Raw genomic sequence first — 20,358 nt, forward strand, 5'->3', positions numbered from 1 at the left:
CAGACGGTGACCGCCAGGAACGTGGGACACAACGGGAACCTCCCGGCGGGCGGCAGCGGCAACTTCGGCTTCCAGGCCAGCCGTCCCAACGGCAACACCGCGCTGCCGACCGGCTACACCTGCACCTCTCCCTGATATCCCAGCGACTGAAGTACTGAGCGGGGCCGTGGCTGAGCAGCCACGGCCCCGTTCGCCCCTCCGGAGGGATCTTCATGACCCCAGCGCACCCCCGCCTTCGGGTGGGCATCCTCATGGCCGTACTCGTCGGGGCGCTGCTGCCCGCGCTGCCGGCGCAGGCTGCCGACACCCTCGGGGACCACGCGAAGGCCCGGGGCAGGTACTTCGGCTCCGCCACCGACAACACGGCGCTCAACGACGCGCCCTACACCGCCATCCTGCGGAGTGAGTTCGGGCAGATCACCCCGAAGAACTCGCTGAAATGGGACGCCACCGAGCCCAGCCGGAACATATTCAACTTCACCGGAGGCGACGCGATCGTCAATCCCGCCCGGCAGGGGGGTCAGCTCGTGCGCGGCCACACCCTGGTCTGGCACTCCCAGGCGCCCGCCTGGGTGCAGAGCCTGCCCGCCGGCCAGCTGCTCGACGCGATGCGCAATCACATCACGCATGTGGCCGGGCACTACGCGGGCAGCGTCGTGGCCTGGGACGTGGTCAACGAGGCGCTGAACGAGAACGGGACCCGGCGGAACTCCTTCTTCCAGCAGCGCCTCGGCGACGGCTACATCGCCGAGGCGTTCCGCGCCGCCAGGGCCGCCGACCCCGCCGCCAAGCTCTACCTGAGCGACTACAACGTCGAGGGCCTCAACCCCAAGAGCGACGGGATGTACGCGCTGGTGCAGTCCCTGCGGGCACAGGGCGTGCCGATCGACGGCGTCGCGCTGCAGGGCCACCTCGCCGTCGGGCAGATCCCCGTCACCCTCACGCAGAACATGCAGCGCTTCGCCGCCCTCGGCCTGGACGTCGCGATCACCCAGCTGGACATCCGGATGCCGACTCCCAGGACGGCGGCGAAGGACACCCAGCAGGCCGCCGACTACGCCACGGTCGTCACGGCCTGCCTCGCAGTGGCCCGGTGCGTCGGCATCACCCTGTGGGACTACACGGACAAGTACTCCTTCGTCCCGCTGGACTACCCAGGCCAGGGCTTCGCGCTGCCATGGGACGCGACCCTGAACCGCAAGCCCGCCTACGCCTCGATCCGGGCCGCCCTGCTCATCGGCCCCAACCCGAGCCCCAGCCCTAGTCCCAGCCCGAGCCCGAGCCCCAGCCCGAGCCCGAGCCCGAGCCCCAGCCCTAGTCCCGGCGGGGCGTGCTCGGTCGTGGCGACCACGCAGAGTCAGTGGGGCAACGGCTACGTGATCCAGCCGGTCACGGTGACCGCGGGCGGGTCGGCGATTCCGTCCTGGACGGTGACCTTCACGCTGCCGGCCGGGCACACGATCACCGGTTCGTGGAACGCCACGGTCACCCGGAGTGGGCAGACCGTGACCGTGCGGCGGACCGGCAGTCTCGGCGCGGGAGCGGCCACCACCTTCGGCTTCCAGGGCAGTCGTCCGAACGGCAGCGCAAGGCTTCCGTCCGGATACGCTTGCACATCGCCCTGATTATTGGCATTTGCGAGGGCGCGGCTCCCGGAGCCGCGCCCTCGCGGTGTTCACGCCATCCCGTACGGGAAGGTACGTCTTGGAGGAATACTGATATGTCGTATATAGTTAGCAGAGGTAATGACTTATGCTAACGAATACCCCGAAGATCGCGTCGACTGTGAGCCTGCGCAGCGACGCAGGTCTGGCGTCCGCGCTCCGCGTGTCGCTCGCCCGGTTGAACCGCCGCCTGCGCAAACAGGCCATGGACCACTCGTTGACCCCCACTCAGCTCGCGACCCTGGCCGCCGTCGAACGCCACACCGCGATGAGCCCCGGCGAACTGGCCGAGCACGAGAAGGTGCAACCCCCCTCGATGACCCGCGTGATCGCCAAGCTGGAGGAACGCGGCCTGCTGGCCCGCACTCCGCACCCGACGGACCGCCGTCAGGTCTCGATCAGCGTCACCGAGGCGGGCACCAACCTGCTCAAGGAGGAACGCCGCCTCAAGGAGGCGTGGCTGGCCCAGCGCTTGAAGGACTTGACCCCCGAGGAACGGGCGACCCTGCGGTCGGCGGCGCCAATCCTGGAGAAGCTCTCCACGATGTAGCTCCGAAGGCCGTACCGGACGCGGCCGGCGAGGTGATCCCGCGGGCCGTACCTGACGCGGCCGGTGACGGCGTGGTGCCCGAGCCGGACGGGAAGGCGGTAGTCACCGCGGGGATGTTCAGGTCCCTGCGGAACTACAACTACCGCCTGTTCGCGCTGGGCGGCGTGGTCTCCAACGTGGGAACCTGGATGCAGCGCACGGCGCAGGACTGGCTGGTGCTGAGCCTGACCGGCGGGAGCGGGACGGCGCTCGGGATCACCGTGGCGTTGCAGTTCCTGCCGATGATGCTGTTCGGGTTGTGGGGCGGCATGCTGGCCGACCGCTATCCGAAGCGGAAGTTGCTGCTGGTGGCCGAGTCGCTGATGGGACTGCTGGCACTGGCGATGGGCGTGCTCATCGTGAGCGGGGCCGTCCAGGTGTGGCACGTCTTCGTGATGGCGTTCCTGCTGGGACTGCTGGCCTGCGTCGAAGTGCCGACCCGGCAGGCGTTCGTGGTGGAGATGGTCGGGCACGACGACCTTTCCAACGCGATCGCGCTGAACAGCTCCACGTTCAACCTGGCCAGGGTCGTCGGGCCCGCGCTGGCGGGCGTGCTCATCTACCTGATGGGCACCGGACCGATCTTCATGGTGAACGCGGTGTCGTTCGGGGCGGTGATCGCCGGGCTGCTGCTGATGCGGAAGAGCGAACTGCGGACGCCGGATCGGGTGCCCCGGGCGAAGGGCCAGCTCCGGGAGGGCCTGCGATACGTCTGGGGGCGGCCGGACCTGCTGCTGCCGATGCTGATCGTGGCTTTCGTCGCGGTCTTCGCGCAGAGTTTCTCGACGGCGATCGCGCTGATGGCGACCAACGTGTACGGCGCGGGCTCCTCGGCGTTCGGGATCGCGTCGAGCGCGCTGGCCATCGGCGCGCTGGGCGGCGCGCTCCTGGCCGCCCGGCGGATCAAGCCGAGCCGGCGTTTCCTGCTGCTGGGCGCGGCCTTCTTCGGGATATTTCAGATGATGGCGGCACTGGCTCCCGGCTACGTGACGTTCCTGATCCTGCTGATCCCGGCGGGCATGGCCATGATCACCGTGAACACGACGGCCAACGCGACCGTGCAGATGGGCGCCTCGCACGCCATGCGCGGCCGGGTCATGGGGATCTACATCCTGGTGTTCACCGGCGGCGCCCCCATCGGCGCCCCCCTGGTCGGCTGGCTGGCCGAACTGGCCGGCCCCCGGGTCGCGGTCATGGTCACCGGCGCGCTCAGCCTGATGGGAGTCGGCCTGGCCCTCCTGGTCACCCGCCTGGTCGCGAAACGCCAGGGCCTGGCCGAGCCGCTCAACCCGGCCCGCGCCGCCAGACGCGCCTTCCGCCGCGTCCTGCCGTCGGCCGCCGACTGAGCCGGGCTGCGACAATCCGAGGGTGAGCAGGATGTTCGTGGCCCTGGTGCCGCCCCCTGACGTGCTAACCGAGGTCCGCGACGCCGTCACCCCGCTGCGGCGGGACTGGCCGGAGCTGGCCTGGGTCGACCCGGCGAACTGGCACATCACGCTGGCGTTCCTGGGGGAGGTGCCGGACCGGGCGCAGGCCGAGCTCCGGGTCAGGCTGGCGCGGGCGGCCGGGCATCACGAGCCGATGCCGCTGGCCCTGGGGAAGGCCGGGGCGTTCCTGAAGTCGGGCCGGGCGATCACGCTGTGGCTCAGCCTGCGGGCGCCGGCCCGATTGGCCCGGCTGGCGGGCTCGGTGGCCGCGGGGGCGCGGCGGGCGGGGGCCGGGGAGACCGACGAACGGCCCTACCGGGCGCATTTCACCCTGGCGAGGGCGCGCAAGGCCGTCGAGCTGTCCCCATTGGTGGAGGCGCTGGGCGGGTTCGACAGCACGCCCTGGGAGGCGGATAGCGTACAACTGTTCGAGAGTCATCTCGGGCCGCCGTTACGATATGAACCCGTCGAGGCCTACCCACTCGGCAGGCGCGGTTAGGCTCGTCGGCGTGGATCGTCCTCGCCGATGGCTGGTGCCGACCGTGCTGGCCGTGCTCGTGCTGATCGTGGTGCTGGGCGCGCTGGTCACCTGACCAGCGCGCCCCCGATCAGTTACCAGGCGTACGCCTCCGGCGCGGTCCCCCCGGGTCCGGGGAAGATCTCGTCGAGGCGGGCCAGCGACTTCTCGTCCAGCTCGATCTCCAGCGCGCGGGTCGTGCCGTCCAGCTGCCCGGCCGTACGCGGGCCGATGATGGGAGCGGTCACGGCGGGCTGGTGCAGCAGCCAGGCCAGGCCGACGTTGGCCGGGTCCTCGCCCAGTTCATCGCAGAACGCCTCGTACTGCTCCAGTTGCGGGCGCAGGCGCTCGATCTCGGCCTGCTGGTCGGGTGTGGCCGTACGGCCCTTCTCGATCTTCCTGAGGACGCCGCCGAGGAGACCGCCGGCGAGCGGGCTCCACGGGATCACGCCGAGCCCGTAGTCCTGGCAGGCCGGCAGCACCTCCAGCTCGACCGAGCGCTGCAGCAGGTGGTACTTGGACTGCTCGCTGACCAGGCCGAGGAAGTTGCGGCGGCGGGCCGTCTCCTGGGCCTTGGCGATGTGCCAGCCGGCGAAGTTGGACGAACCGACGTACAGGATCTTGCCCTGGGTCCTGAGGACTTCCATGGCCTCCCAGAACTCCTCGAACGGGGTGTTCCGGTCGATGTGGTGGGCCTGGTAGACGTCGATGTAGTCGGTCTGCATGCGCTTCAGCGAGGCGTCGCAGGCGCGGCGGATGTTGAGCGACGACAGCAGGTTGTCGTTGGGCCACTCACCCATGGAGCCGTACAGTTTGGTGGCGATGACCGTCTTCTCGCGGCGGCCGCCGCCCTGGGCGAACCAGCGGCCGACGATCTGCTCGGTGACGCCCTCGCCCATCTTCCAGCCGTAGACGTTGGCGGTGTCGAAGAAGTTGATCCCCAGTTCGTGGGCGCGATCCATGATCGCGAAGGAGTCCTCCTCAGTGGTGTGCGGGCCGAAATTCATCGTGCCCAGACAGAGCTTGCTGACCTTGAGTCCGGTGCGACCTAGCTGTCCATACTCCATGGACCTCAGCTTATGAACCTGGAGTGGACTCCTGGCGAGCGTCTTGGGCACACCTTCAGTAATGATTGCCGCATGGGGCGCGGATCGGGGGGAACGGGATGAAATTCGTGGGGTTGGTGGTGTTGCTGCTCGGGGTCGGGACGGCCGCGCCGGCGTGGGCGGGCACCCGGGACGACACCGAACGGGTCCTGTTCGAGTTCAAGGACAAGCGGATCACCGAGTCCAGCGGGCTGGCGCTCTCGCCGACGCGTCCTGACCTCGTCTACACCCACAACGACAGCGACGCGGGGGCGCAGTTCTTCGCGGTCGGCCTGGACGGGAAGACCCGGGCGACGTTCACGCTGGCCGGGGCGCAGGCCAGGGACTGGGAGGCGATGGCGGCCTCGACGGACCCGCAGACCGGTCGCGGCGTGCTGTGGTTCGCCGACATCGGCGACAATTTGGAAGGCGCATGGCCGGATATTTCCGTCTACAAGGTGATTGAGCCGGAGCGCCTCCGGAGTGCCACCCTCCAGGCCGTGCGGTATCGGTTCCGGTACGCCGACGGCGGGCGTAACGCCGAGGGAATCATGGTGCACCCGAAGACCGGGCGGCTGTACGTGGTCACCAAGGAGTTCTCCGGTTCGATCTACCAGGCGCCGAAGGAGCTCAGGACCGACCGGACGAATGTGCTGCGCCGGGTCGGGGAGGCCCCGATCATGGCCACCGACGCCGCGTACGCGCCGGACGGCTCCAGTTTCGTGATCAGGACCTACTTCTCGGCCTCGGTGTACAAGGCTCCGGACCAGTTGCTGTCCAAGGTGACGATGCCCGCGCTCGCCCAGTCGGAGTCGGTGGCCTACACGCGGGATGGGCGTGCGCTGCTGACCGGTTCCGAGGGCCTGAACAGCCCGGTCTACGAAGTTCCGCTGCCGGCTGAGGTCACCGGCGTGCGGGCGTCGCCGACTCCGCCGGAAGCAGTGGAAACAGGGCGGTCCACGAAGGTTCAGCCGGTCGCGTCGGCCGGGCCGGGCGGGGTGTCCACGGCCATGATCGCGTTGTGGGTCGGGGTCGCCGTGGCCGCGATGGCGATCATCGTGCTGCTGGCCCGGTGGACGGTTCGCTGAAGTTCGGATGTGTGAAGTCGCCGGTCGGGGGCAAGGTGGGACGAAACACCCGACCAGAACGAGGAGTCATCGTGCTCACACTGACGGACAACGCCGTACAGGTGATCCGTGATCTCACCGCGCAGTCGACGGATTCGGTGGACACGGGCATTCGCATCGCGGGACAGGCCGACGAGCCGGGCGCTCTGCTGCTCTCAGTGGCGGACGCTCCCGCGGTCACCGACCAGGTGATCGATGTCGAGGGCGCCCGGGTCTTCCTGGACGCCGAGGCGGCCGACGTGCTCGACGACAAGTCGCTGGACGCCGCCATCGACGAGCAGGGCGGGGTCTCCTTCAGGATCGAGCGTCAGAGTTTCCTCTGAGCCCGACCATCGTGGATCCCGGCCTTCGGGTAGGTGAAGGCCGGGATTCGCCGTTTTGAGGCTACTTACCGGTAACTGAGTACATGAACGCATAGTGCCGGGGTGGGTCGGGGCGGCATTGTTCAACCATGAACACCGTTGGTCCCTTTCCGTGTCCCGACTGCGGGCAGCAGTTGACCGGGTCGTACGCCTCCTGCCCGAACTGCGGGCTGCCGCTCGTCGGGGCGACCGCGACCGAGCTGTGGCGGCTCGATGTGGCGCTGGCCGATCTGCGGGCCCGGGAAGGGCACCTGCTGGCCCGCCGTGAGGTGTTGCTCAGGACCCTCCGTCTGGAGCGTGAGAGGGTTCCGGTGGCCGCCGGCCAGGCAAGCTGGAGCCCCAGTCCGGAGGCGCCGGTCGGGGGGCGTCCGCTTGTCGCGCCGCCGCGGCCGGCGGATATGTCCGGCAAGGCCGTACAGAACCTGCTGCTGGGTCTGGGTGGGTTGCTGCTGGTCGTGGCGGCCGTCGTGTTCACCGTCGTGAGCTGGGGCTATCTCGGGATCGGCGGGCGGGCGGCGGTGCTGCTCGGGTTCACCGCCCTGACGCTCGCCACCCCGCTGGTGCTGCTGCGCCGGGGGCTGAGCACCACAGCGGAGACCGTCTCGCTGCTCGGGTTCGCCCTGATGCTGCTGGACGGCTACGCCGCCTGGCAGGTCGGTGTGGCCGGGCTCGACCGGGTTGATCCGCTGACGTACACCGGCATCCTGATCGCCGTCGTTTGCGTGCTCTTCGCCCTGTACGGCCTGGCGGTGCACGCGGTCGCCGGCGAGCAGATCCGCGCGCTCAAACTGGCCGTCCCGGTGGCCATCGGCTTCGGCCAGCTGGCCCTGCCGATCCTCACCCTCGACCGGGAGCCGATCTGGATCATCACCGCCCTGGTGGGCACCGCAGGGCTAGACCTGCTGCTCTGGAACCTGCTCAAGCGCGGCACCGCCGCCGTGTTCTTCTGGATCACCTGGACTCTCGGCGCGGTCGCGGGCGTGCTGATGACCATCCAGGGCGACGACCTTCAGGGCGCTATCGCCCTCTCTGGCGTGCTTGTCGGCGCGGCGGTCATCGCGCTGCTCCAGGCCCTGCGCGGCAAGTGGACGACCCCGCTCGCGGGCGGCGCCGCCGTCGCGCTCGCGGCGGCGCTGGCGTATCCGATCCGGGTGTCGATCGACAGCGGCTGGTGGCCGGTGCCGACCCCGCTCGCGGCCTTCCTCGTCGCCGGGATCGCGGTGTTCGGGATCAGAGGCGTCCGGCGTGAGCTCGGTAAGGCGATGGGCGTCGCCGCCGGAGCCTTCGGCCTGCTGGTCGCCTCGCCGGTGCTGGTCCCGGTCATGGTCGCCTTGGTCGGGCCCTTCGAGCGGGATCACGCGGTGTGGGGCGGCCCGAGTGGGCTGGGCGCACGGGACGAACTCGGCCTGAACCAGGTCGTTCTCACGCCGCCCGTGCTGGTCGTGCTCGCGGCCGTGGCGATCGCGGTGGCGCTCGGCGCCCTGGTGGTCCGCGAGAAGAGCGTGCCGATCGTGTGCTCGGCAGCGGTGATTGCTGTGCTGCTGGCGGTGCTGCCGGTCGCGTTCAATCTGCCCTTCTGGGTGCTGATCGCCGTCCAGCTCGTGGTCACGGCCGGACTCGCCGCCGGAGCCCTGTTCGGGCGTGAGGTCGCCTTCGCCGGGCTCGCGCTCGCCATGGTCGCCGAGGTGGCGGCGTGGGCGCTGGTCTCCAGGACGGCGACCCTGGTCGCGGCGGCCGTCCTCGCGGTGCTCGCGGCTGGGGTGGCCTGGCGGGCGAGCCTGCCCGCCGTCCGGGCCGGGGCCGCCGGGGTGGCGACGGCGCTGGTCGGCGGCGAGGCCGTCGCGGTGTGGCTGGCGGCCGGACAGAGCCCCGACTATGTGACGTTCGTCCTGATCGCGGTCGCCGCGCTGGCCGCCGTCGCCGCCTGGCTGCTGCCCAGGGACGGCATCGGCGTGGAGCTCGCCGGATACGGCCTCGCCCTCGTCGGGCTCGCCTGGGTGGTGGATCGGCGCATGCTCAGCGTCGCGCTGGCCCTGGCCGGCCTCATCGCGATCGGTACGGCCCTGCGCTCCGACCGCCGTAAAGCCGGATACGTCGGCACAGTTCTCCTGCTGCTCGCCTCCTGGACCCGCCTCTACGCCGAGGACATCTCCGTCGTGGAGGCGTACACCGTGCCCGTCTCGGTCGTCCTGCTCGCCTTCGGCTGGTGGCGCGCCAAGGACCAGTCCTCCTGGCTCGCCTACGGCAGCGGCCTCTCCTTCTCGCTGCTCCCGAGCCTGCTGGCGATCTACCCGGAGCCGCAGCACTGGGCCAGGCCGCTCGCCCTCGGCGTGGTCTCGCTGCTGGTGCTGCTGGCCGGGGCGCGGTGGCGGCTCCAGGCGCCCGCCCTGCTCGGCGGGTTCACGCTGGCCATAGTCGCGATCCACGAACTCGCGCCGTGGGTGTCCGACCTGGTGCTGAACGTGCCGCGCTGGGTGCCGGTGGCCGTCGGCGGGCTGCTGCTGCTCCTGGTCGGCGCCACCTACGAGGCGCGGATGCGGGACGTCCGCAGGTTCGGCGCGATGATCAAGGGCCTGCGCTGACTCACATCCTGGCCACGAAACGTTCGCCGCGGAGCGCGCGTTCCACCACGGCGATGGACTCCGCCAGGGCGACCAGGCGCGGGCCCTCCTGGCGGTAGACCTCAAGGACCGCCTCCACGACATGCGGGGGCAGGTGCTCCTTGAGGTCCACGGCGGCTCCCCGGTATCCGGCGCGGGCCGCCTCGATCTCGGCCCGGACGTGGTGGTGCGCCATCCGGGCCAGCGCGAGCGGATGGCGGCGGAGCACCCCGTACGCACGGTAGTCGGGCGGCACCGCGTCGAGCAGCCAGTCGACGGCGGAGTTCTCCCAGTCCGGGCTGCCGGGCGGGCGCACCTCGGACGGCCATTCCGGCGGCACGTACATCCCGCCATCATACCGAACACAAGTTCGATGGTGAGTGGACCTATTGCGATGGGTATGTCCGCGCTAACTTGCGGGCATGCGCGTAGTGGTGACCGGTGCCTCCGGTTTTGTCGGCTCGCACGCGGTCGCCGCCCTCCGCGCCGCCGGCCACGAGCCCATTCTGCTGGTCCGCAGCCCGGAGAAGGCCAGGAAGGTGCTGGTCGCGCTGGGTGTCGCGGACGAGTTCGAGATCTGCGTGGCGGATATCCGGGACGCGGCAGCCGTACGGGCGGGGCTGGCGCGCGGGGAGGCGGTCCTGCACGCGGCGGCGGAGATCGGCGTGACCGGGCCCGGCGGGGATCTGGCCGGGACCAATGTCGGCGGGCTGCGCAACGTGCTCGGCCAGGCGGCCGAACTGGGCCTGGATCCGATCGTGCACGTGTCCACGACGGCCGTGTTCGTGCCGCCGGGCGGCCCGGTGATCACTACGGAGAGTGCGCTGGCGAGTCCTCGGAACGCGTACGGCAAGACGAAGATCGTGGGCGAGCGCTACGCGCGGGAGCTCCAGGAACAGGGCCATCCGGTGACGATTGTCTACCCCGGCGGGGTGTCCGGGCCCTGCCAGCCGACCGTGGACGCCTTCAACGAGGGACTGGTCGCCTCCATGAAGCAGGGCTGGCCGATGGTTCCCGGCGGTTGCGCGCTGGTGGATGTCCGGGATGTGGCGTTGGTGCTGACCGCGTGCATGTCCCCCGGGCAAGGGCCGCGCCGCTACATGCTCGGGGGACATTTCCTGACTTGGGCGCAGGTGGCGGACTTATGTGATGAGGTCACCGGCCTGACCGGACGCCGGTACAAGGTGCCGGCCGGAGCCCTGATGGCCGCCGGCGCCCTCCTGGACCTGATCAGGAAGGTCTGGCGGATCGACTATCCCCTCACCCGGGATGCCGTCGAGATCATGGTCACAATGGTGCCGACCCAGGACAGTTCTACCCTTGAAGGGCTGGGGATTCGGCTCCGCCCCGGGCAGGAGACGATCGCGGACGCGTTGCGCTGGCTTCGCGACCAGGGGCACATCGACGCGGCGAAGGTAGGACGGCTGACATGAGGATCGGGGTTGTCGGAGCGGGCATCTTGGGGCTGGCGGTCGCGCGGGAGCTGACCGCCAGGGGGGCCGAGGTGACCGTCCTCGACAAGGAGGATCAGGTCGGCGCGCATCAGACCGGGCACAACAGCGGGGTCGTGCACGCGGGCATCTACTATCAGCCGGGCTCACTCAAGGCGCGTCTCTGCCGGGACGGGGTCGCGCTGCTGCGGGAGTACTGCGCGGAACACCGGTTGCCGTACGAGGAGGTCGGGAAGCTCGTCATCGCCTCCACCCGGGGTGAACTCGCCGGAATGCAGCGGATCGCCGCCAGAGCCGCCCAGAACGGTGTGCCGGGGGTCGTCGTGCTGGACGCGCTCGGCCTGCGCGAGATCGAGCCGCACGCGGTCGGCGTCGGCGCTGTGCACTCCCCGCACACCGCGATCGCCGACTTCCCCGCCGTCGCCCGCAGCCTGGCCGCACCCCTGGACGTCCGGCTCGGCCTGCCCGTCCGGGCCATCCGGGAGACCGCGTCCGGAGTGGAGGTGCTGGCCGGGCGGACCAAATTCGGCTTCGACCGGCTGGTCTCCTGCGCCGGGCTGGGCACGGATCGGGTGGCCGCGCTGGCCGGGCAGCCGGGAGACGTGCGGATCATCCCGTTCCGCGGCGAGTACCTGCGACTGACGGATTCCGCGAAAGGGCTGGTCCGGGGCCTGATCTATCCCGTCCCCGACCCCCAATACCCGTTCCTCGGCGTGCACCTGACCAAGCGCATCGACGGTGAAGTGCTGGTCGGCCCGAACGCGGTCATGGCGCTCGCGTTAGAGGGTTACTCCTGGTCGAAGATCTCACTCAAGGACCTGCGCGCCATCGCCGCCTGGCCCGGCACCCGGCGGATGGCCGCCCAGCACTGGCGTACCGGCCTCCGCGAGGTGTACGGCTCGCTGGGCAGACGCTCCTTCCTCAAAGCCGCCCGCCGCTACGTGCCATCCCTAACCATGGAAGACCTGGTCAGGACCGAGGGAGGAGTGCGCGCCCAGGCCGTGGCCAGGGACGGCGCGCTGCTGGACGACTTCGCCATCGACACGCACGGCCCGATCGTGCTGGTCCGCAACGCGCCCTCGCCCGCCGCGACCTCCAGCCTGGCGATAGCCAGGCACATCGTGGATTCGATCTTTTGACGGTGCCTTTAAGACGAACTTCGTAAAGTGCCGACCATCCGTTCATGTCGCCTCAAGAAGCTGCCATGGTGCCTGAATCTTCTTCCTCCGCTGAAGCCCGGCTGTTGATCGTCGAGGATGAACCGAACATCCTGGAACTGCTGGGCGCGAGCCTCCGATTCGCGGGATTCGAGGTGCACACCGCCTCCGACGGCAAGTCGGCGGTCACGGCCGCCCGCCGGCACCGGCCCGACCTGATCGTGCTCGACGTGATGCTGCCGGACGTGGACGGCTTCGAGGTGGTACGGCGGCTGCGCGGCAGCGGCACCTACACGCCGGTCGTCTTCCTCACCGCCCGCGACGCCACCGAGGACAAGATCCGCGGCCTGACCCTGGGCGGCGACGACTACGTCACCAAGCCCTTCAGCCTCGAAGAGGTCGTCGCCAGAATCCGCGCCGTCCTCCGCCGCACCTCCGGCGACCCCTTCGCCGCGCCGCCCCGGCTCGCGTTCGCCGACATCGAACTCGACGAGGAGTCCCACGAGGTCTGGCGCGGCGGCGCGGTCGTCTCCCTGTCCCCGACCGAGTTCAAACTGCTCCGCTACTTCATGTCCAACACGGGCCGCGTGCTGTCCAAGGCCCAGATCCTCGACCACGTCTGGGACTACGACTTCCGCGGCGACGCCGGAATCGTGGAGTCCTATGTGTCGGTCCTGCGCCGCAAAATCGACAACAGGACGACGCCCCGCCTGATTCACACGTTGCGGGGCGTCGGGTATGTGATGCGGGCCAGCTGAACCTCAGCCTGGAAAAGTGCTGTCGGGGAAGCCGTTGGTGGTTGTGTCGGTGGGGAGGGTGATCTGGTCGCCCTCGGTCAGGCCGTTGGTGATCTCGATGTAGAGGTCGCTGCGGATGCCGGTGTGGACGGGCTTCTTCTGGCCGGATTGGGTGGTGACGGTGGTTGTTCCGTCTTGGCCTGTCTGTACGGCTCTGGCGGGGACGTAGAGGGTGTTTGCGGCTTCGGCGGTGGTGACCTGGACGGTGGCGGACTGGCCCAGGAGCAGGGCGTCGGGGTGGGTGTCGAAGGTGATGGTGACGCCGTACTGGACGAGTTTGCCGGTGGTGGTGGCGGTGGGGTCGATGTGGCTGACTTTGCCGGGGTGGCTGGTGGTCTGGTCGGTGGTGAGGGTTATCTCGGCGGGTTGGCCGATCTTCAGGTGGCCGATGTCGGATTGGGTGAACAGGGCGTGGACCTGGAGGTTGTCCAGGTCGCCGAGGGTGATGAAGGTGCCCGTCGTGTAGTCGGTGTCCACCGTGCCGGCGATGGAGAGCACGGTTCCGGCGGCCGGAGCCTTGATGGTGACCCCGGCGAGGGCTTCCTTGGCTTCGGCCAGGTCGGTGGTGGCCTTGCTGACGTTCGCCTCCAGTTCCGCCTCGCTCAGGACCCGGCCGCCTTGTGCGCCGCCACCGGAGCCACCGCCCTGTCCGGATTGAGATCCCTGCCCGCCCTGGTTGCTTTGACTGCCCTGCGTTCCGGTGCAGGCGGGGGCTGCCGAGGGGGTTGGAGTCACGGTCGGGGTGGGGCTTGGCCGCGGGGCGGGCGGCTGGGTCTGGATCACGAGACCGACGTCATCGGACGGGCGGTCGCCGCCGCCGGCGGAGCCGGGCTTGCCCGGGGAGTCGGGAGTGCCGGCCGAGTCCGAAGCGGATCCGGGAAGAGCGGGTTCGACGCCGACGGGAGCTCCGGGGGCCGCGGAAGGCGACGGCTGGGCTGCTCCGCTGGGCCGACCCGTGGCAGTTGGTTTCGCGGTCGGGTTCGCGCTCGGCTTGCCCGCGTCAGACGGCGGGCAACTCGATCCCGAACCGCTCCCGGATGAACCGCTGCTGGACGCGGATGCGTCGCCGGATCCAGATGCGTTGCCAGCGCCGGAGCCGGTCGTGGTGCCGGTCGTGGTGCCGGTCGAGGTGGGGTTTTCGAGTGCGTCTTCGGCGGCGGCCAGGGTGGCCGCGGCCGCGGTGTAGTTCTCCTTGGCGGCAGTGTTGTCGATTCGGGCGAGGATGTCGCCCTTGGTGACCTTGTCGCCGATGGAGACGTAGATCTTCTGGACTTTGCCCTCGGAGGTGAAGGAGAGGTCGCGCACGCCGTTGTCGACGGTGGTGCCGGCCGCGGATACGGCGGAGACCACGGTGCCGCGTTCGGCGGAGACGAGATCCACCCGGGGGGCCGCGGCGGAGTCGTCACCGGACAGATAGATCACGCCGGTGCTCACCAGGACGATCGCCGCCAGGGCGAGCCCTCCCTTGCGCAGGAGGGCGGACGGGCTGCTCGACATCATGGCGGTCATCCTGGCGAGCGCGCGTCATGACCCGCTTAACCCTGCCTGAAAGTTGGCTGTGCGTGTTGGCAGCAAACCTTCAGGGACAGCGGAGCTGGACTCAAGCGGGGACCGGCAGTGTCTAGCCTCGTGAAGCTGTCGACGAAGCGCAGAGCGCTGATCGTGAACCTCTTGCTCGCGGGGCTACTGCTCGGCGGCGTGGCAGCCGCGTACGCCTCGCTGGGCAGCGGCTCCCCGGCGGGAGCCGCGCCGCTGACCACGCCGGTCACCCGGGGCAATGTGGTCGCCTCGGTGTCGGCCTCCGGTGCCGTGGAGAGCGCACGGACCCGATCGCTCACTTTCGGGGCCGGCGGCACCGTCGAGTCGATCAAGGTCGAGCCGGGGGACAAGGTGAAGAAGGGCGCGATTCTGGCCCGACTGGACGACACTGCCGCGCGCGAGTCGCTGGAGGCCACCAAGGCGAGCCTGGACGCGGCCGAGGACGCCGACACCTCGACGGCCTCCGGCTACTCCCAGTACATCAACGCCCGCAACGCCTACCGCGCCGCCGACCGCGCCCTGGACGCGACGGTGATCAAAGCGCCGTACGCGGGCACGGTGACCGCCGTGAACGGAACCGTGGGCGGTTCGTCCGGTGGTTCTTCCGGTTCGTCTGGTGGTACGGGCACGGGTGCCCAGAGCACCACGAGTTCGGGATTCATCGAGCTGGCCGACACCGCCAAACTGCGCATCGTCGGCCAGTTCACCGAAGCGGACGTGACCAGGCTCGAAGTCGGCCAGGCGGCTACCGTCACCTTCGACGCGCTCACCGGGGTCGCCGCGAGCGGCAAGGTCACGGTGATCGACCCGCAGCCGCAGACCACGAACAATGTGGTTCAGTACGCTGCCACGATCTCCCTCTCCGAAGTCCCGCCGACCGTGCGGCTCGGGCAGACGGCCAGCGTGCGGGTGACCGTCGACACCGTCGACGACGTGCTGACCCTGCCGAGCGCGCTGATCACCACGGCCGGCGGCCAGAGCACGGTGACCCTGCTGAACAACGGCCAGCAGGTCAGGACCCGAGTGGAGGTCGGCGTGAAGGGGGACACCGCGACCGAGATCGTCTCCGGGCTGAAGGAAGGCGACCAGGTCGTCCGTCCCACGAACACCTCGACCACCGGTGGCGGGCTCCCGATCCCGGGCGGCCTCGGCGGTGGCGGCCTGATCCGCGGCGGTGGCGGTGGCGGTGGCGGTGGCGGCGGAGCGGGCGGCGGCGGTCAGGGTGGAGGAAGCCAGTGAACACGCCCCTCGTTCTCGATGTTCAGGATGTCCGCAAGATTTACGGCGAAGGGGAGACGGCCGTGCACGCGTTGCGCGGAGTCACTCTCGCCGTCGAGCCCGGTGACTATGTGGCGATCATGGGTGCGTCCGGTTCTGGCAAGTCCACGCTGATGAACATCATCGGGTGTCTGGATGTGCCGTCGTCAGGGGCGTACCGGCTGGATGGCACGGATGTGGGCGTGCTCGACGAGACGCGCCTGGCCGTCGTCAGGAATCGCAAGATCGGATTCGTGTTCCAGTCGTTCAACCTGATTCCCCGGATGAGCGCGCTCGTGAACGTCGAGCTGCCCTTGGCGTACGGCGGAGTGAAGGCCGCGGAGCGCAGGAAGCGCGCGCTGGCCGCGCTGGATCGGGTGGGTTTGTCCGATCGGGTACACCATCAGCCGAATGAACTGTCCGGGGGGCAGCAGCAGCGGGTCGCGATCGCGAGATCGCTGGTCAACGCGCCGACGCTGCTACTCGCCGACGAGCCCACCGGTGCGCTGGACAGCACGTCCACCCGTGACGTGCTGAGTATCTTCGACCAGCTCAGTCTGGACGGCCGGACCATCGTCGTGATCACCCACGAATCCGACGTGGCCGCGCACGCCAAACGCGTCGTCCGCCTGATGGACGGGCAGATCATCGCGGACATCCGCCAGTCGGCGGTCTTGGGACCGCCGCCCCGGCTCGAAGAGGTGAGCATGTGAACACGCTCGAAGTGCTGCGGTTCGCCGTGCGCGGCCTCACGGCCAACAAGATGCGCAGCACGCTGACCACGCTCGGCATTCTGATCGGCGTGGCCGCGGTGATCCTGCTGGTCGCGGTGGGGGAGGGCGCCTCCCGGCAGATCCAGGGGGACATCCAGCGCCTGGGCGCGAACTCGCTCACGGTCTCCTCGACCACGTCGGGCGGCGGTGGCGGTGGTGGTGGCGGCGGTGGCTTCGCCAGGTTGCTCGGCGGTGGCGGGAACGGCGGGCAGCAGAATTCGGGTCCGCGGACCCAGGCCAAAGATCTGACCGTGGACGATGCCCGCGCTCTGGCGGACAAAGCGAACGCGCCGTCGGTGCGGAGCGTGTCGCCGGTGGTGACCGCGCAGAGCCAGACGGTCACCTACGAAGGCGCGAGCCACGCCATCCAGCAGGTGGTCGGCTCCTACCCCAGCTATTTCGAGGCGTCCAACAAGCCGGTCGCCCAGGGCACGTACTTCTTCAACGATGACATCCTGGCCGCCCGGAAGGTCATTGTGATCGGCCAGACCGTGGCCGAGAACCTGTTCGGCGAGGTGAACCCGGTCGGCAAGCAGATCAACGTCACCGGGGTGCCGTTCACCGTGGTCGGCGTGCTGAAGGAGTCTGGTTCTTCTGGCTTCCAGGATGGCGACGACCTGGCGATCGCGCCGCTGCCCGCCGTCCAGCAGAGCCTGACCGGTTTCGGGCCGCTCGGCCAGATCGTGGTGCAGGCCACCAGCGCCGACACGGTGAACGCCGCCCAGGACGAGGTCACCCAGGTCCTCAACCAGCGCCACGGCATCACCGGTACGGCAGCCGCCGACTTCCGCATCCTCAACCAGGCCACCCTCCAGGAAACGGTCGGCTCCGCGATCGGCACGTTCACCGTTCTGCTCGGCGCGGTGGCCGCGATCAGCCTGCTGGTCGGCGGCATCGGCATCACCAACATCATGCTGGTCACCGTCACCGAGCGGACCAGGGAGATCGGCATTCGCAAGGCCATCGGCGCGCCCCGCAGCGCGATCCTCGGCCAGTTCCTCGCGGAGGCCACCATTCTCAGCCTGTTCGGCGGCCTGCTCGGGGTGACGATCGCGGTGATCGGCGCCCAGTTCACCATCGCCGGGATCACCCCGTCGGTGGTGCCGAGTTCGGTCGCGCTGGCCCTCGGGGTGTCGGTCGCGATCGGCCTTTTCTTCGGCAGCTATCCCGCCAACCGCGCCGCCAAGCTGCGGCCCATTGAAGCGTTGCGCTTCGAATGATTTCGGATGAGGAGCGAATGTGAGCAGGCGTAGGGCGTCTCAGGGTGAGCTGCTGGAGGTCTCGCCGTACGGCGACGATCTCGACCGTGAGCTGATGGCGCGCCCGGTCCGCGCGAAGACGTCGAAGCTGACCGTCACGCTGGCCGCGGGTGTGGTGCTGATGGCCGGGGTGCTGCTCGGCATCCAGGCGCAGAAACTCTGGGGTGCCAGCGGGACGAACGATCGGCAGGCGTTGGTCGCCGGCATGCTGTCCGGCCAAGGCGGCTCGCGCCAGGGCGGTCAGGGCGGAACCGGAACCGGTGCTGGGGCTTTGGGCAACACGACCTTCGGCACCGTGAAGCTCGTCGACGGCAACAAGATCTACGTCGAGGCCAACGGCGCCACCACGGTCGTCACCACCACCGGCGACACCAAGATCCAGATCTCCAAGGAGGGCAAGGTCGGCGACATCAAGCCCGGCAGCACGGTGATCGTCCAGGGTGAGCGCGACGCCGACGGCAACGTCGCCGCCACTACGGTCAGCGAAGGCGGCGTTCCCGGACTGGGCAGTCGCCGATGAAGGCCGAAGCACGCCTGCTGGTGGTCGACGACGAACCCAACATCCGGGAACTGCTCGCCGCCAGCCTGCGCCTCGCCGGATTCGAAGTCGTCATCGCCGCCGACGGCAGAGAAGCCGTCCTGATGGCCGAACGGGTACGTCCTGACCTCATGGTTCTCGACGTTATGCTGCCTGACATGGATGGCTTCGCAGTCGCCTCCCGGCTGCGGTCCGCCGGCCGGCGCATCCCGGTGCTCTTCCTCACCGCCAGAGACACCACCGAGGACAAGCTGGCCGGCCTCGCCCTGGGCGACGACTACGTGACCAAGCCGTTCAGCCTGGAGGAGGTCCTGGCCAGAATCCGCGCCGTCCTCCGCCGCACCGCGAGCGACGCCACCCTCCCTGACCGTCTCCAGGTTGCCGACCTCGAAATGGACGAGGACGCCCACCAGGTCTGGCGCCAAGGCCACCCGGTGCGGCTCTCGCCCACCGAGTTCAAACTCCTCCACTACTTCATGGTCAACCAGGGCCGCGTGCTCTCAAAGGCCCAGATCCTCGACCACGTCTGGCACTACGACTTCGGCGGCGACCGCAACGTGGTCGAGTCCTACGTCTCCTACCTCCGTCGCAAGGTCGACACCCAGGGCCCCAAACTCATCCACACCCTCCGCGGCGTCGGCTACGTCCTGCGCGCCCCCCGCCGATGACGTCGTCCATGGTGTTCTCGTGAAGAAGCGGCTCGCGCGGACCCCGCTCTGGCTTCGGCTGGTGGTCGGGACGCTTGCCATGGTCACTCTGGCCATCGCGCTGACCGGTGGGTTCGCCGTGCAGTTGCTGCGCGGCTACCTGACCGAGCGGGTGGACGAGCAGCTGTCCGCCGCCAGTCGCCCGCTCCGCGACATGATCGACCTTCCGGAGGCCGAGCCGAGGTTCCGGGACAGCCCGTTCCGGACGCAGCGCTTCCCCGGGCTCTTCCATGTGGTCATCCTGAACGCGCAGGGCCTCCCGATGCTGACCGTGGCCGAATCGCCAGGCGAGGAGAAACCCGCCCTGCCCGTGCTGACCGCCGACGTAGTCCGGCAGCGCCTCGGCAGGCCGTTCACCGTGCCGTCCGTGGGCGGCCAGGACCCGCCGTGGCGGGTGATCGCCGTTCCCGGGCGGGACAGCCAGAGCCGGGTGGTCGCGGTCAGCATGGGCGACATCGAAAGCACGGTCTCCCGCCTGACCACGATCGTGGCCGGCGCCGGCGGGGCCGTGCTGGTCGCGCTCGGGCTCGCCTGCTACTGGCTGGTACGGCGCAGCCTGCGCCCCCTCGGCGAAGTCGAGCGCACGGCCGCCGCCATCGCCAGGGGCGATCTGTCGCAGCGGGTGCCGATGCGGCATCGCCGTACCGAGATGGGACGGCTCGGGCGGGCGATCAACGGCATGCTCACCCAGATCGAAGCGGCCTTCCAGGACCGGGAGGCCTCGGAGGCGGCGGCCAACCGCTCGGCGTACGAGGCGAAACGGTCGGAGGAACGGATGCGGCGTTTCGTCGCCGACGCCTCCCACGAACTGCGCACCCCGCTGACCTCCATCCGCGGTTTCGCCGAGCTCTACCGCCAGGAACTCACCCGAACCCCGGCCGACGACCTGGCCGGCCTGATCCGCCGAATCGAGGACGAAGCCGCCCGAATGGGCCTACTCGTCGACGACCTCCTTCTCCTCGCCCGACTCGACCAGCAACGACCCTTCGAACGCGAACCGGTCGACATCCTCAGTCTCGCGGCAGGCGCCGTCCTCGACGCCCAGCTTCTCGCCCCCGACCGCGAAATCGAACTCCTGCGCCTGGACGACTCCGACACCCCCGTCACCGTGGCCGGCGACGAAGCCCGCCTCCGCCAGGTGATCGGCAACCTGGTCGGCAACGCCCTCCGCCACACCCCCGCCGGCACCGCCTTCCACGTCGCCGTCGGCATCACCCCCGACGCCACCGCCAGCATCGAAGTCGCCGACGAGGGCCCTGGCCTCCGCGACCCCGACCGCGTCTTCGAACGCTTCTACCGAGGCGACCCCTCCCGCACCCGCAACTCCGGCGGCACCGGCCTAGGCCTCTCCATCGCCGCCGCCCTGGTCCACGCCCACGGCGGCACGATCACCGCCGAGAACACCACCCCCGGCGCCCTCTTCCGCATCCAACTCCCCACCCAACCCTGACCGGGGTTTCGCTGGCCCCACTTTGGCCGCTGATCTCGGCCTCACCGGCGGACATGGTT

At 69.6% G+C, this 20,358-nt stretch carries 20 protein-coding genes; 17 read left to right on the top strand and 3 right to left on the bottom strand.

Going from position 1 to position 20,358, the window contains the following annotated elements; genetic code table 11:
- Positions 1-6: 6 nt before the first annotated feature.
- The 5 genes from Acor_RS39420 to thpR all read left to right on the top strand — a co-directional run bounded on the left by Acor_RS39420 (position 7) and on the right by thpR (position 4,179).
- Positions 7-135 (top strand): cellulose binding domain-containing protein, encoded by a 129-nt coding sequence (locus Acor_RS39420; RefSeq protein WP_281353310.1) that lies wholly within the window; start codon positions 7-9, stop codon positions 133-135.
- Between the two features lie 77 nt (positions 136-212).
- On the top strand, positions 213-1,625 hold the full coding sequence (locus tag Acor_RS39425) for a glycoside hydrolase family 10 protein (RefSeq protein ID WP_155341878.1): 1,413 nt from the start codon (positions 213-215) through the stop codon (positions 1,623-1,625).
- A 127-nt stretch (positions 1,626-1,752) separates the two neighbouring features.
- Positions 1,753-2,214 (top strand): MarR family winged helix-turn-helix transcriptional regulator, encoded by a 462-nt coding sequence (locus tag Acor_RS39430; protein ID WP_155341879.1) that lies wholly within the window; start codon positions 1,753-1,755, stop codon positions 2,212-2,214.
- Between the two features lie 32 nt (positions 2,215-2,246).
- Positions 2,247-3,599: an MFS transporter gene (locus Acor_RS39435; protein WP_308805722.1), complete on the top strand. Its 1,353-nt coding sequence runs from the start codon at positions 2,247-2,249 to the stop codon at positions 3,597-3,599.
- 31 nt (positions 3,600-3,630) lie between these two features.
- Positions 3,631-4,179 carry an RNA 2',3'-cyclic phosphodiesterase gene (gene thpR, locus Acor_RS39440; protein ID WP_155341894.1) on the top strand — a complete coding sequence of 183 codons (549 nt, stop codon included), beginning with the start codon at positions 3,631-3,633 and terminating at the stop codon, positions 4,177-4,179.
- Positions 4,180-4,292: 113 nt separating this feature from the next.
- Here the strand turns inward: thpR and Acor_RS39445 are convergent, their stop codons facing one another.
- Positions 4,293-5,264, bottom strand: a complete 972-nt coding sequence (locus tag Acor_RS39445) for an aldo/keto reductase (RefSeq protein WP_155341880.1) — start codon at positions 5,262-5,264, stop codon at positions 4,293-4,295.
- 98 nt (positions 5,265-5,362) lie between these two features.
- Between Acor_RS39445 and Acor_RS39450 the strand changes: the two genes are divergently transcribed.
- The 3 genes from Acor_RS39450 (at position 5,363) to Acor_RS39460 (ending at position 9,353) form a co-directional block, all read left to right on the top strand.
- Positions 5,363-6,370 carry a hypothetical protein gene (locus Acor_RS39450; RefSeq protein ID WP_155341881.1) on the top strand — a complete coding sequence of 336 codons (1,008 nt, stop codon included), beginning with the start codon at positions 5,363-5,365 and terminating at the stop codon, positions 6,368-6,370.
- Between the two features lie 71 nt (positions 6,371-6,441).
- Positions 6,442-6,732, top strand: coding sequence for a Fe-S cluster assembly protein HesB (locus Acor_RS39455; protein ID WP_155341882.1), 291 nt, complete (start codon positions 6,442-6,444; stop codon positions 6,730-6,732).
- Between the two features lie 128 nt (positions 6,733-6,860).
- Entirely contained in the window at positions 6,861-9,353 is a 2,493-nt protein-coding gene (locus Acor_RS39460; protein ID WP_155341883.1) for an SCO7613 C-terminal domain-containing membrane protein, read from the top strand.
- A 1-nt stretch (position 9,354) separates the two neighbouring features.
- Here Acor_RS39460 and Acor_RS39465 read toward each other — a convergent pair whose 3' ends face one another.
- The gene (locus tag Acor_RS39465) at positions 9,355-9,717 is read right to left on the bottom strand and encodes a hypothetical protein (protein WP_155341884.1); all 363 of its coding nucleotides are present in this window, start codon (positions 9,715-9,717) and stop codon (positions 9,355-9,357) included.
- Positions 9,718-9,793: 76 nt separating this feature from the next.
- Between Acor_RS39465 and Acor_RS39470 the strand changes: the two genes are divergently transcribed.
- The 3 genes from Acor_RS39470 (at position 9,794) to Acor_RS39480 (ending at position 12,737) form a co-directional block, all read left to right on the top strand.
- Positions 9,794-10,804: an NAD-dependent epimerase/dehydratase family protein gene (locus Acor_RS39470; RefSeq protein ID WP_155341885.1), complete on the top strand. Its 1,011-nt coding sequence runs from the start codon at positions 9,794-9,796 to the stop codon at positions 10,802-10,804.
- Entirely contained in the window at positions 10,801-11,961 is a 1,161-nt protein-coding gene (gene lhgO / locus Acor_RS39475; RefSeq protein WP_155341886.1) for an L-2-hydroxyglutarate oxidase, read from the top strand. The genes Acor_RS39470 and lhgO overlap by 4 nt, the downstream gene beginning before the upstream one ends.
- A 65-nt stretch (positions 11,962-12,026) precedes the next feature.
- A complete protein-coding gene (locus Acor_RS39480; protein ID WP_155341887.1) occupies positions 12,027-12,737 on the top strand; it encodes a response regulator transcription factor in 711 nt (236 codons plus the stop codon).
- 3 nt (positions 12,738-12,740) lie between these two features.
- Here the strand turns inward: Acor_RS39480 and Acor_RS39485 are convergent, their stop codons facing one another.
- Positions 12,741-14,276 carry an efflux RND transporter periplasmic adaptor subunit gene (locus Acor_RS39485; RefSeq protein ID WP_170317332.1) on the bottom strand — a complete coding sequence of 512 codons (1,536 nt, stop codon included), beginning with the start codon at positions 14,274-14,276 and terminating at the stop codon, positions 12,741-12,743.
- 117 nt (positions 14,277-14,393) lie between these two features.
- Between Acor_RS39485 and Acor_RS45820 the strand changes: the two genes are divergently transcribed.
- The 6 genes from Acor_RS45820 to Acor_RS39515 are packed head-to-tail and all read left to right on the top strand — an operon-like array spanning position 14,394 to position 20,299.
- The gene (locus Acor_RS45820; protein ID WP_281353309.1) at positions 14,394-15,554 is read left to right on the top strand and encodes an efflux RND transporter periplasmic adaptor subunit; all 1,161 of its coding nucleotides are present in this window, start codon (positions 14,394-14,396) and stop codon (positions 15,552-15,554) included.
- Positions 15,551-16,285 (top strand): ABC transporter ATP-binding protein, encoded by a 735-nt coding sequence (locus tag Acor_RS39495; protein WP_155341889.1) that lies wholly within the window; start codon positions 15,551-15,553, stop codon positions 16,283-16,285. Before Acor_RS45820 ends, Acor_RS39495 begins: the two co-directional genes overlap by 4 nt.
- Positions 16,282-17,565, top strand: a complete 1,284-nt coding sequence (locus Acor_RS39500) for an ABC transporter permease (protein ID WP_155341890.1) — start codon at positions 16,282-16,284, stop codon at positions 17,563-17,565. The genes Acor_RS39495 and Acor_RS39500 overlap by 4 nt, the downstream gene beginning before the upstream one ends.
- A 19-nt stretch (positions 17,566-17,584) precedes the next feature.
- Positions 17,585-18,124, top strand: a complete 540-nt coding sequence (locus tag Acor_RS39505) for a hypothetical protein (protein ID WP_155341891.1) — start codon at positions 17,585-17,587, stop codon at positions 18,122-18,124.
- Complete coding sequence (locus Acor_RS39510; protein ID WP_155341892.1) at positions 18,121-18,810, top strand: response regulator transcription factor; 690 nt, start codon at positions 18,121-18,123, stop codon at positions 18,808-18,810. The genes Acor_RS39505 and Acor_RS39510 overlap by 4 nt, the downstream gene beginning before the upstream one ends.
- A gap of 19 nt (positions 18,811-18,829) precedes the next feature.
- Positions 18,830-20,299, top strand: coding sequence for a sensor histidine kinase (locus tag Acor_RS39515; RefSeq protein ID WP_246239778.1), 1,470 nt, complete (start codon positions 18,830-18,832; stop codon positions 20,297-20,299).
- The last annotated feature ends 59 nt before the right edge of the window (positions 20,300-20,358 follow it).

This window comes from Acrocarpospora corrugata, from assembly GCF_009687845.1.
GTDB classification, from domain to species: Bacteria; Actinomycetota; Actinomycetes; order Streptosporangiales; family Streptosporangiaceae; genus Acrocarpospora; species Acrocarpospora corrugata.

What these genes read in the sequence shown, in the direction of transcription:
- Acor_RS39425 (WP_155341878.1), top strand. Translation starts at nt 213, where the DNA reads ATGACCCCAGCGCACCCCCGCCTTCGGGTGGGCATCCTCATGGCCGTA.
- Acor_RS39430 (WP_155341879.1), top strand. Translation starts at nt 1,753, where the DNA reads ATGCTAACGAATACCCCGAAGATCGCGTCGACTGTGAGCCTGCGCAGC.
- thpR (WP_155341894.1), top strand. Translation starts at nt 3,631, where the DNA reads ATGTTCGTGGCCCTGGTGCCGCCCCCTGACGTGCTAACCGAGGTCCGC.
- Acor_RS39445 (WP_155341880.1), bottom strand. Translation starts at nt 5,264, where the DNA reads ATGGAGTATGGACAGCTAGGTCGCACCGGACTCAAGGTCAGCAAGCTC.
- Acor_RS39450 (WP_155341881.1), top strand. Translation starts at nt 5,363, where the DNA reads ATGAAATTCGTGGGGTTGGTGGTGTTGCTGCTCGGGGTCGGGACGGCC.
- Acor_RS39460 (WP_155341883.1), top strand. Translation starts at nt 6,861, where the DNA reads ATGAACACCGTTGGTCCCTTTCCGTGTCCCGACTGCGGGCAGCAGTTG.
- Acor_RS39465 (WP_155341884.1), bottom strand. Translation starts at nt 9,717, where the DNA reads ATGTACGTGCCGCCGGAATGGCCGTCCGAGGTGCGCCCGCCCGGCAGC.
- Acor_RS39470 (WP_155341885.1), top strand. Translation starts at nt 9,794, where the DNA reads ATGCGCGTAGTGGTGACCGGTGCCTCCGGTTTTGTCGGCTCGCACGCG.
- lhgO (WP_155341886.1), top strand. Translation starts at nt 10,801, where the DNA reads ATGAGGATCGGGGTTGTCGGAGCGGGCATCTTGGGGCTGGCGGTCGCG.
- Acor_RS39480 (WP_155341887.1), top strand. Translation starts at nt 12,027, where the DNA reads ATGGTGCCTGAATCTTCTTCCTCCGCTGAAGCCCGGCTGTTGATCGTC.
- Acor_RS39485 (WP_170317332.1), bottom strand. Translation starts at nt 14,276, where the DNA reads ATGATGTCGAGCAGCCCGTCCGCCCTCCTGCGCAAGGGAGGGCTCGCC.
- Acor_RS39510 (WP_155341892.1), top strand. Translation starts at nt 18,121, where the DNA reads ATGAAGGCCGAAGCACGCCTGCTGGTGGTCGACGACGAACCCAACATC.